The organism is Stieleria sp., assembly GCF_041595215.1.
Lineage (GTDB): Bacteria > Planctomycetota > Planctomycetia > Pirellulales > Pirellulaceae > Stieleria > Stieleria magnilauensis.
The window spans coordinates 1-11,586 of record NZ_JBFHKV010000140.1; the positions used below are offsets into that span (position 1 = coordinate 1).

8 protein-coding genes are annotated in these 11,586 nt (G+C 59.8%); 2 read left to right on the forward strand and 6 right to left on the reverse strand.

What is annotated here, in order from left to right:
* Nucleotides 1-189: 189 nt before the first annotated feature.
* From ABX749_RS07825 to ABX749_RS07845, 5 genes are all read right to left on the reverse strand, one after another.
* Nucleotides 190-1,764 (reverse strand): PQQ-binding-like beta-propeller repeat protein, encoded by a 1,575-nt coding sequence (locus tag ABX749_RS07825; RefSeq protein WP_372895480.1) that lies wholly within the window; start codon nt 1,762-1,764, stop codon nt 190-192.
* A gap of 205 nt (nt 1,765-1,969) precedes the next feature.
* A complete protein-coding gene (locus ABX749_RS07830; protein ID WP_372895481.1) occupies nt 1,970-3,316 on the reverse strand; it encodes a hypothetical protein in 1,347 nt (448 codons plus the stop codon).
* A gap of 442 nt (nt 3,317-3,758) precedes the next feature.
* Nucleotides 3,759-4,991 (reverse strand): exodeoxyribonuclease VII large subunit, encoded by a 1,233-nt coding sequence (gene xseA, locus ABX749_RS07835; RefSeq protein ID WP_372895482.1) that lies wholly within the window; start codon nt 4,989-4,991, stop codon nt 3,759-3,761.
* Nucleotides 4,988-5,842, reverse strand: a complete 855-nt coding sequence (gene dapF, locus ABX749_RS07840; protein WP_372895483.1) for a diaminopimelate epimerase — start codon at nt 5,840-5,842, stop codon at nt 4,988-4,990. Before dapF ends, xseA begins: the two co-directional genes overlap by 4 nt.
* Before the next feature lie 58 nt (nt 5,843-5,900).
* Entirely contained in the window at nt 5,901-6,653 is a 753-nt protein-coding gene (locus ABX749_RS07845; RefSeq protein WP_372895484.1) for a TVP38/TMEM64 family protein, read from the reverse strand.
* A 333-nt stretch (nt 6,654-6,986) separates the two neighbouring features.
* On the opposite strand from ABX749_RS07845, the gene ABX749_RS07850 reads away from it, so the two are divergent.
* Nucleotides 6,987-7,832, forward strand: coding sequence for a DUF547 domain-containing protein (locus ABX749_RS07850; RefSeq protein ID WP_372895485.1), 846 nt, complete (start codon nt 6,987-6,989; stop codon nt 7,830-7,832).
* Between the two features lie 214 nt (nt 7,833-8,046).
* Here the strand turns inward: ABX749_RS07850 and ABX749_RS07855 are convergent, their stop codons facing one another.
* Nucleotides 8,047-9,033, reverse strand: coding sequence for a D-2-hydroxyacid dehydrogenase (locus ABX749_RS07855; protein WP_372895486.1), 987 nt, complete (start codon nt 9,031-9,033; stop codon nt 8,047-8,049).
* Between the two features lie 272 nt (nt 9,034-9,305).
* Here ABX749_RS07855 and ABX749_RS07860 point away from each other — a divergent pair.
* The coding region (locus tag ABX749_RS07860) for a DUF1549 domain-containing protein (protein ID WP_372895487.1) at nt 9,306-11,586 on the forward strand (2,281 nt) is incomplete at its 3' end.

Genomic DNA, 11,586 nt, shown 5'->3' on the forward strand with positions numbered 1-11,586 from the left:
ACCGCGAACGGAGCTCGGGGGGCAGAGGAGTCGACGCTGCCGGCGGGACGAACAGACCCGACCGTCACGACAACAGGACTCTGAACGCTATGAGCGCATCGGGCGGTCGGTCACCGCTGTTGCGATGCGTAGTGGGAATCCCCCTGCCAGGTCGTCGGATTGTGCGACCTGGACGCATTACAGCGATGCTCAATTCCCAAAGGGATCGCCGCCGAAGGGATCGTTTCCGGCCTCGGCGGGTGCACCAAAGGGGTCGGCCATTTCAGCACCACCGGCACCGAAGGGGTCCGCCGCGCCGGCCCCGAAGGGGTCTCCGCCGGCGCCGAACGGATCGGTTGCCGGGACGGCCGGCATCGCGGCTTCGGGTGCATCGGCTTCCTCCGCAGCGTCCTCCGGATCACCGCTATCGGTCGATCGTCGGATCGTCGGGCTTTCGGCGCCGATCGCTCGCAGACACTGGACCGTTCCGACGGAATTGACCAGGTACAACCGATCGGTGCTGCGATTGACGAGCAACTTGATCGGCTTGAGCGAATTGTCGATGTCGACGATTTTTCCGGCTTCCAAATCAATGGCGGCAAAGCTTTGGCTGAGCAGTCGGACGAAGAGCAGATTGTCGAACCCGCCGATGATCTCGTCGACATTCGGGATCGCTTGATCCCAAACGCCCAAGCCGGTCTTTTCGTCGATGGCGAAGAGGTTTCCGTAAGCGGACGGCAACAGCACAAGGCCGTTGACCAGGAACGGAGCCTTGTAGAACGGTTCACCGTACGGATGACTCCACAACACGCGTCCGGTTCGCGTCGCGCGCAAGCCGTAGACTTGCCCCGATTCACTGCCGAAGAAAAATCGATCGCCGTCAGCCGAGGCGATTCGTCCGCTGACGATTCCATCGGTGTTCAAACGGAACAAGACCGAAGGTTCGCCGGAAAGTTCCATCACGTAGACGAAACCGCGATCGGTTGCCCACGCGATTTTCGAGGAGGTCGGCGATTTGGTCGGCGGCTCGAGCGCCAACCCAGAGACGATTTCCATGAACGGGTCACGGGTGATGTCCCGCAGCGGGTAGCCCTCGACACCGTTGCGGATGGTCGGCACCAACGAAAAATCGCCGGCGTGGATCGCGCCGTAAAGCGGCATGCTGGTCGTTCGCACCGTGGTGATCGGTTCGCCGTTGGTCGCGTCGATCTTGATCAGGTTGCCGCCGTTGGTAATCGTGACAAATTGATCGTCGATTCCCATGCGTCCATAGTTCAGCTGCCCGTCGCCGACCTGTGTCATCCAGATCGGAGTCCCGGTTTCGGCATTGCGGCATTCCAGCGTCCCATTATTGGCCGCGGTGTAGAGCTTGATACGGGGCAACGTTTTGGACGTGATCGACAGATCCGGGTATCGCCGCGCCATCATCGTCACTTCGCGTCGGGCCAGCCGCTCGGCTTCCTCTTTGCCGATCGCCAGTCCATCAGAGCCGATTTGATCGGTGGGAATCCGAAACAGCACCTTCGACTCTTGGCCCTCGGTCGCCTTGGTCACCACCTCGACAAATTCTTGCGCGTCGGCCTCGTGGACGATGATCTGCTGATCGACGATGGATCCGGCTCCGGCAGGGATGCGCATTTGCCGCCGCCACACCTCTTCCAATCCCAAACGAACCGCGGTCCGGGGCGACATCAATTCCTCGGCGTTGCAATCGACCGGCGCGCCGATCTGCGGCGCAAAGGCGAACAAGACCATTACTGAAAGAATGGTGTTTCGTTTCATCATTAACAGTGGAAGAAGAGGATGGATAGGCTTTCAAAGCGGCGGCGAGACCCGCCGAAATGGCTCCGCAGAGGGGTTGCCCAACGATGGTCGTGGCGTTCCCGCTCCTAAATTCTAGTCGATTCGTAACGCTTGGCCATCGAAAGCTTGCCTTTTGCACCGCGTTCTCCCGCCGTCAGAGCGATTCTGATGCCCTTGGGCGTGTTTTTCATTCCGGCGGCGACGCGATTTCGTCCCAACAGGGAAACCCGAGCCGCTCCTGTTCGATCAACGCCGCCTTGAGTTTTTGAAACGACTCCGAGGCGAGAGCGGTGCCGGTATCGCCCGAGAGAAACTCCGCCACGCGTCCCCGCTGGGTGATCGAGAGGCGATAAACACTGGTGCTCAGCGACATCCAATTGAGAAGCTCGGCCGCCAACGCCGCCGTCCGGCAGCCCCGCTCGGCTGCGAACTCCGCCAGCATCTGCCGCAACTCCGCCGCGGCCTGCGACGACGTCCGACGCAGCAACCCGCCGAATCGCGGGGCCTGGGGTGCATAGCGGGCAGCCATCAGACGGACCAACACTCGCGTGGCCCGTTTTCGCAGCGATGCGGACGTGACGCCGGATGCGACGCGTTCGTAGCGGGCCTGATCGTGGGGCAAGTCCAATCGCTGCAGCACCACACAAGTCTCTTCGGCGTCGAACCCCGCTCGCTCGATCGCGGCATGAATCTGACGCAACTGGAACTCGCGTTCCTCCTGCTCTTCAACCCAACCATCGTTGCCAGGGCCAGAAACGTTGCCCGGGCCGGAAACGCCGTCGCCCTGACCGACCGAGGGCTCCAGCCAATCATGGCAGACGTCCAGTGACACCTCGCGACGACCGCAGCGCATCACCTCGGCGATCCGACGCATCGAATCGCGACTGAATTTCGCGCGATGACGCGTCAGAAAGTCAATCACGACGGCATCCGATTCTTCGGCCGACAATTGCCGCCCCCGCTGCATCGACGCCCGCTGCAGCACCCATTGCATCTGCGGCACCAAGCGGCCGGCGGACAAGGGCAGCCCGAGTTGCCGGGCATACGCTTCACCACGCAGATTTTTGACCGATTCCCGCAGTGACTTTTCCAAGTAGGTCACAAACTTGGTGCGTCGCGATGCGTCAAACAACAGCAGCGAACGCCCCAGCACCGGCCCGAGCCGATCGGTGTCCACGCCGGACGATTCGGCGACCGCTTGCAACATCGGTTGGAAATCCGAGTAGAGTTTCCAAAACGATTCGACCGCCTGCTCTTTGATCGACTCGTACGCTCGACGTCGTTTGTTGCCCAGCGACAGCACCCTGGAATCGAGAAACGGAAACACTTCGGGCAGATAATGAAACCGTTCCGACCGCCCCTCACGGTCGTCGTCGTGGACCAGTCGGGATGCGGTTCGGAAATCGATCCCGAAGGAATTTCGCAAACCGACCTTCAACACATCCAGGCGATCAAGATGCCGCTGGAGCGATGATCGAGCCCCGCCGATCACAGGCTCGATATCGGATTCATCGGTGGTGGATTCTGTTTGCATCGCAACTCTCCACGTCGAACAACCATCCAATGGCTCGACAACGAAACGTTCGGGAGGAACCGTTCCATGCTAACAGAGTCGATGCGACGGCACCAACACTTTGCGTTTGGGGCATTGGTATCGACACAAGTCGCCTTTTGCCCAAAGGGCATGCATATCCCTAGCCTGGGGCAAGCAAACCGAGCGTTTGCGATGGTTGCGCCACCCCAGGGACCTTATGGCAACGAGGAAAAACTTGGCCAACGGCCATGCACAACCTTCGCATTTGACGAGGCATTTGTGCATGGCCGTTGGCCAATCCCTCCCGTTCTCGTTTGCGGACCTTGGGCGATGCCCAAGGCTATGGATGTAAACGGCCGTTGGCCGAAACCATCCACTCTGAACGGACCTGACATGCAAAACATGTGTAGAGACCAACGCTCTGCGCCAGCGTGACGTGACTTCAGGCGGGATCGATCTTATCCACGATGGATTCGAACGAGCCGCTCGCCAAACGCGTGGTGACTCGTTCGCCGATCTCGAGCCGTGAAGCATCGCTGATCGCATTGCCGTCGCAGTCGCTGGTCACGCTGTAACCTCTGGCCAGCGTGTTCAGTGGCGACAGCGCCGCGAGACTTGCTGCCAGGGTTGCGACGTTGGATTTGGATTGCTGCAAGCGGCGATCGATCGCTTGCTTGGCCCGTTGATCGAGTTCATCGACCAACCGCGACCGCAGGTGCACCATTTCCATCGGCTTGGACATCGCCGGATGGTTGGCCAATGTGTCCAGTGCAACCTGTCGCCGCTCGAGTTCGTATTGCATCACCCGATGAAGTCGGCGAGATAAATCGTTGACGCGTTGAACAATCCCCGACCGATCGGCGAAGACTTTCGTGGCCGCGTCGGTCGGAGTCAGGGCTCGAACGTCGGCGGCCAAGTCCGACAGCGTCACGTCGACTTCGTGGCCGACTGCCGACACCGTGGGGACCGGGCATTGGGCGATCGCACGCACGACCGCTTCTTCATTGAAACACCAAAGGTCTTCCAAGCTGCCGCCGCCGCGTGCGACGACGACGACATCCAGCTTGGGCCGCACCATCGCTGCGGCTTCTAAACCACGGACGATCGTTTCGGCCGCGCCGCTGCCTTGAACTTGGGCCGGGATCACAAAAATCTCCGCACCGATCATGCGGTTTTCCGCGGCGACCAGAAAGTCGTGAACCGCCGCGCCGCTGGGGCTGGTGATCACGCCGATCCGACGCGGATGACTCGGCAACGGCTTCTTGCGTTCATAGGAAAACAGCCCCTCGGCGTTCAGACGTGCTTTCAATTTTTCGAAAGCCAACTGAAGCGTCCCGACGCCTTGCGGCTGGGCTTTGCGGACGACGATCTGGTAGGTGCCGCGGACGGTGTAGATTTCCAGCCCGCCGAAACACAGAATGGACTGGCCGTTTTCCAAATCGAACTTCAAACGCGATGCCACGTTGCGCCACATCACGGCACGGATTTGCGAGTCGTCATCCTTGAGCGTGAAATAGATGTGTCCGCTGCGTGGCTTGGCCACGTCGGTCACTTCGCCTGCCACCCACATCATCGGGAACGTGCCTTCGACGACCGCCTTGAGCTGATGGTTCAGCTCGCTGACGGAAACGGCTTGTGTCAGAGCGTCCGATTCGGATCCAAATGATTCATTCAACGTGTCGGCCACTCACCGGAAAAAACTTCGGTGGCCGGTCCCGTCATCATCACGTGATCGGATTGCTCGATCCACTCAAGCGTCAGATCACCCCCGAGCAAGTGATTCAAAATCTTTCGCTCCGTCCGCCCGGCCAACACGCCGGCGACACAGACCGCCGAGGCGCCGGTTCCGCAGGCCCAGGTTTCGCCCGAGCCGCGTTCCCAGGTCCGCTGACGAACTTCGGTCGGGGACAGGACTTCGACAAATTCGACGTTGATGCGGTTGGGGAAACGCGGGTCGATTTCGATTTTCGGCCCCAACCCCAGGACCAACTCGTCGCTCGCTTCTTCGACGAAAATCACGCAGTGGGGATTCCCCATCGACACACAGGTCACTTCCAGTGTTTGCCCGGCGAACTCGACCGGGACAGCAATGACACGTTGGTCGTCGCGGGCGGTGGGGATCGTCGTCGGGACCTTGGGCCCGACCAATTCGGGCACGCCCATGTCCACCGTGACTTGATCGACCAACCCGTCGCTGCCCACCGAAAGCGCCAGATCCAGCACACCAGCACCGGTTTCAATTTTGAGAGCGTCCCGCTTGGCGATGCCGTGGTCGTAAACGAATTTGGCGACGCAGCGAATTCCGTTGCCGCACATTTCGCTTTCGCTGCCGTCGGCATTGAACATCTGCATCCGCGCGTCGGCCGAATCGCTGGGGCGAATCAGGATCAACCCGTCGCCGCCGACACCGAAGTGTCGATGGGCGATCTGGCGAGCCAATTCGGGAGCGTTTTCGGGGGCGGATTGGGAAAAACAATCGACGTAGACGTAGTCGTTGCCGGCGCCGTGCATTTTGGTGAATTTCATGTCGGTCATGCTAAAACACCGACGCCAAAAAACAAACCGGGGTTCGCAAGCTGGAAGCTTACGCCACTTTGGGGCCGCGGAAGGCGGCCAGGATCTTGCGGACGGCGAGCGGAAAAATCCCCAGCAGGGCGAACGCGACCGTCAGTTGCAACAACTGGGAGGGGGTGAACACGGCACTGACGTCTTCTTTGGCCAACACACTTAAATTGGGAACGCGAGATCCGGCGTAAACGTAGACCACGGTTCCGGCCAGCATCCCCAGCTGGCTGACCCACCAAAACGTCCGCACCCGGATCGGCGTCAGCCCCATCACCAGATTGATGACGAAAAACGGGACCGCGGGAATCAACCGCAGCGTGAACAGATAAAAGGCGCCTTCTTCGGCGAGTCGTTTCTGAAACGTTTTCATCGACTCCCCGTATCGCGACTGGACCGCATCACGCAACAAATAGCGGCTACTCAGAAACGCGGTCGTCGCCCCGGCGGTGGAGGCGAAACTGACCAACACCAGGGCGCGGGCGAATCCGAAATACCATCCATAGACCAAGGTCAGCGCCGCGGCCCCGGGCAGCGACAATCCCGTGACGGCAACGTAAACGCCGAACGCAATCGCATAAACTGCGACCGGATGCTGGTCTTGAAACGCTCGCAGCTGGGATTCGCGTTGGGCGAGCGTCGCTAGCGAAATCACGTCCCGATACAGGAAGCCCACCGACAGGATCACCACAGCCAAGATCGCAAAGGCGATCAACTTCCATTTCGATCCCGACGGTTTCTCGGAAGCGTCGTCTGGCGTCTCGGGTTGGTTCATGGAGATTTGTGTCGGGGAGGAGGTGATGCTGATTGTTAGCGGCAGGGCGCGAGCCCTCCGGTCTTTCACGGTATCTTCATGCTGATACCGGACGGCTCGCGCCGTTCCGCTAACACCCACGGTTATTTGTTGGCGGCCAGCCGCGATAAACAGAGCCTATCCCAGCCTATCCCACTGGAAACCGGAGATGGGTGTTGGCCCGGCTCGTCCGCCAATTCGATGTGATTGCCTGCTCCTGGCGGAACGTGATCGTCGGTGGGCATTGGCCACTGTAGCTGGCCCGGAGATCAACCAGCTACAATCACGCTTCCCCCTTGCCAGAGATCTTTGCCCATGAATCGTTACGTTCCGACTGCATTGACACTTGCCGCCGCGCTGGTGCTCAGCGTCGCGGCATCCCGGCACGCCGTCGCGGGAACACCGGTCTACGTCGGTGATAACAAAGCCAAGTTGGTTCCGATGCACACCATCGATCATTCGAGCTGGAACAAGTTGCTGGCAAAGTATGTCGATTCAGACGGGCGAGTCGATTACAAGCGATGGCACGCTAGCGGACCAGACCAAACGTCGCTCGACAATTACCTGAAACATCTTTCCACCGCTTCGATCGCCGCGGACGAGAAAACCACGCATGCCCATCGGCTGGCGTTTTGGATCAACGCCTACAACGCATTGACCATCAAGGGCATCTTGCGAGAGTACCCGACGACCAGCATTCGCAATCACACGCCCAAGCTGTGGGGATACCACATCTGGCATGACTTGAAATTGCACGTCGGCCATCAACCGTTTTCGTTGGACGAAATTGAACACCAGGTGTTGCGTAAGATGGGCGAGCCACGGATCCATTTTGCGATCGTGTGCGCGTCGATCGGTTGCCCTCGCCTACTGAATGAAGCCTACGTCCCCGAGCGTGTTGACGAACAGTTGACGACCAACGCGAAAGACTTTTTCTCACGCAGCCAAAACTTTCGCCACGACGTTTCGGGAAAACGATTTTATCTGTCGGCCATCTTGAATTGGTTCGGCGAAGATTTTGGCGACGGCCAGTCGGAAGTGTTGCGGCGGATCGCCGGTTGGTTGCCCGATTCGACGGCCCAACGCGCCGCGTTGGGCAATGCCGTCAGCATTGCTTACCTGGATTACAATTGGCAGCTGAATGCTCAATCGGCTCAATGACGATCCCCGCATCGCGATACAGTCGATTGAACTCTTTGATGAACGCCGCCTGATCTTTCATCGGCAACCTCATCGGGCCGACGGGGTGATCGTTGCGATAGACCGCCGCTTCACAGGGGATCGCCGTTCGATTGCTACTGCTCATGATTCACGCGGTGGAAGGTGCACGCGGTGGGATCGGGCGGAAAAAGGGGACGGAATCTCCGCGTGGGGCTCAATCGGCCTGACCGCGATAGACCGACGACGGATGGGGGAACCCGAGTCGTTTGTCGACGCGATTGTAGACCGGCAAGCCCGACTGATAGCGTCTTAAGTTGATCACGGCCAGAGCAGTCGAATCGTCGACACGCCGAGCGGATTGCGCGCCCACGTGCGGCGAGATCATGACTTTCGGGTCGTCCCACAACAAACTCTCCGGCGGCAACGGTTCCACTTCCGTCACGTCCAATCCCGCGCCGGCCAAGTGACCGCTGGCCAACGCCTCGCACAACGCTTTCTCTTGCACCACCGATCCGCGGGCGACGTTGATCAAGTACGAACCACGCTTCATCGTCGCGAAACGTTCGGCATCGAACACACCCTTGGTGTCCCCGTTGAGCGGCAACGTCAGAATCACAACATCGCTTTCGCCGAGCAGCCGATCGAGTTGGTCGGCCGGCCAAAGCTCCGAAACCTCTGCCGGACGATCGACGGGGTAGAAATCGGTGGCGATGATGCGAACGTCCCAGGGGGCCAGCACGCGCGCGAGAAAGCGACCGTTTCCGCCCAGGCCGACGATCCCGACGGTTTTGCCACGCAGATCATCGGTGGGCAACCGCACGAATTCGCGTTTCGCTTCGGCGCGAAAAAACAGCGGAGCGCGGCGGATCACGCCAAACAAGAGCGAAAACGTTTGCTCGGCGACTTGGGGGGCAAACAAACCCGACGCGCTGCTGACCACGATCTCGTCGGATTCGATCACGCCGGGGACCAGACAATGATCCAGCCCCGCCGCCGAAGACTGAATCCAACGCAGCTTACCCGCCTGCAGCACACGATCCCAATTCACCGGGACTTTGGCGTGACCGATAAAGATGTCCGCCGTCGGCAGCAGCTCATCGATCCGTTCTTGGCCGGCGTTGACCACTTCAAAATCAGGCGCCGCGGCTTGAATCTGGTCGATATGTTTCTTGCCGACGGGATAACACAGGACGATTCGCATGGGGCGGGTCCGAGGAGAGGCATTCGCGTGAGCTGCGATTATCTACCAGTCCATCCGTTTGCTCAATCCGACGCGATGGTTTGGGGGGAGATCACTCGTCCGTGCGGGATGTCGAAGTTGGGAGAGGAAGATTCTGGGGTAGGAAGATTTTGTGTGTAGGAAGATTTTCGTCTTTGCCACTGGACGGCGGAACGGGCAGTCTTGCAGACGTTGTCGACACTTCGATGGTACAATGACGTTCCCTCCCACTCCCCACCTCGCAACGATCGCCCATGAATCAAAGATTCGCCACCTTGCTGGCCTGGATGTGCTGCTGCGGCATGTCCGTTGCTCAAGAAAACGCGACCGATAGTAGTGATATCGACTTCGCCAGCCAGGTCCGTCCGATCTTGTCCGATGCCTGTTTCGCCTGTCACGGGCCGGATGAAGAATCGCGTGAAGCGGATTTGCGTTTGGACGATCCCGATTCCGCGGTCGCAGTCATCCAGCCCGGCGACGCCTCGGCCAGCGAGCTGTATGCCAGGTTGGTCGAAACCGATCCCGAGTTAAAAATGCCTCCGCCGGAATCGGGCAAGACACTCGACGCGTCACAGATCGACGTCTTGAAACGCTGGATCGACCAGGGCGCCGCGTACGAAACCCATTGGGCATTCGTGCCACCGGCTCGCCCGGAAATCCCCCCCGTCGAACGGGAATCATGGGTGAACAATCCGATCGACGCGTTTGTCGCTCGCAAACTCGAATCCGAAGGGTTGTCGCCTTCGCCGGCCGCCGACAACCGCACGCTCATCCGCCGTCTATCGTTGGACTTGACCGGGCTGCCCCCGGAACCGGACTTTGTCGCGACATGGGACAAACGTCTTCAAGAGAACGGTGAGACGGCGTACCAGAATCTGGTCAGCCGGTTGCTTCAGTCGAATCACTATGGCGAACACTGGGGGCGTCTGTGGTTGGACGCGGCCCGCTATGCCGACTCCGACGGGTACGAAAAAGACAAACCCCGCGAAGCCTGGTTTTACCGTGACTGGGTCGTCGATTCGTTCAATGCCGATCGCCCCTACGACGATTTCATCATTCGCCAAATCGCCGGCGACCTGCTGCCCGATGCCACACAAGCCGATCACGTCGCCACCGGATTCCTCAGGAATTCGATGGTCAACGAGGAAGGCGGCGCCGATCCCGAGCAGTTCAGGATGGAAGCGATGTTTGACCGAATGGACGCGATCGGCAAATCCATCCTGGGGCTGACGATTCAATGCGCACAGTGCCACACGCACAAGTATGACCCGATCGAGCAGCACGAGTACTACGGAATGTTCGCGTTCCTCAACAACACGCATGACGCGATCGTGCCGGTTTACACCGACAGTGAACTCGAACGCCGCCAGCAAGTGCTGCGGCAGATCGAAGAACAGGAGCGTTTGATCAAGCAAGCGATGCCCGACTGGCGCGAGCAGATGCACCGCTGGGCGAAAGAAGTGGCGTCACGGGGCGAACCGAATTGGACGGCGACCGAACTGTCGTTCTTGGACACGGCGCTGAGCGGATCGAAATTTCAACCCCAAGGCGATGGGTCGTATTTGTGCCAAAGCTATGCGCCGACAAACTTCAAACCGCAAGGCACTGGCACCTTTCATGGCAAGCGGCTGACGGGACTGCAATTGGAATTGCTGACACACCCGAATCTTCCGCGTGGCGGACCGGGACGAAGTGTCGACGGGACGTGGGCGCTGAGCGAATTGACGGCCGACGTCGCATTGTCTGGCGCCCCCGAACAATCGACGCGAATCAAATTCAGCCGCGCCGTCGCCGATCGCTCGCCGGCGGTCGCGGAGTTGAAACCGCGGTACGACAACAAGAAGGACCAGAAACGCATCACCGGCGGCATCGACTTTGCCATCGACGGCGACGAGACGACCGCCTGGACCAACGAAGTCGACACGCCGCTGAGCAACATCTCGCAAACCGCATGGTTTGAATTCGACCAGCCGATCGAAATCCCCGACGGACAACACGCCATCGTCACCGTCCATCTGGCCCAGCGACACGGCGGATGGAACAGTGACGACAACCAGACTTTCAACATCGGACGTTTTCGCGTCTCGCTGACCGCAGACGCGATCCCGGAATTTGATCCGCTGCCCCAGGCCGTCGCCACATTGATTCAGCAGGCACCGGACCAATGGACGCCGGCGGAGGAAGCAACGCTGTTTTCTCATTGGCGGACCACCGTGGCCGACGCACAACCGCACAACGACGCGATCGAGCAGGCGTGGAAATCGCATCCCCGTGGCACCACGCAATTGACCTTGGCCCGACGCGACCCGCCGCGGACGACCTCGTTGTTGGCGCGGGGTGATTTCCTGAGCCCCGTCGAAGAAGTCCAGCCGCACGTCCCGGCGTTTTTGCATCCGTTGCAAACGAGCGCCGAACCGAGCATCACCGAGCCCAAGCGATTGCAGTTCGCTCGGTGGTTGGCCTCGGACGAATCTCCGACCACGGCCCGATCGATCGTCAATCGAATTTGGCAAGCGTATTTCGGAGTCGGCTTGG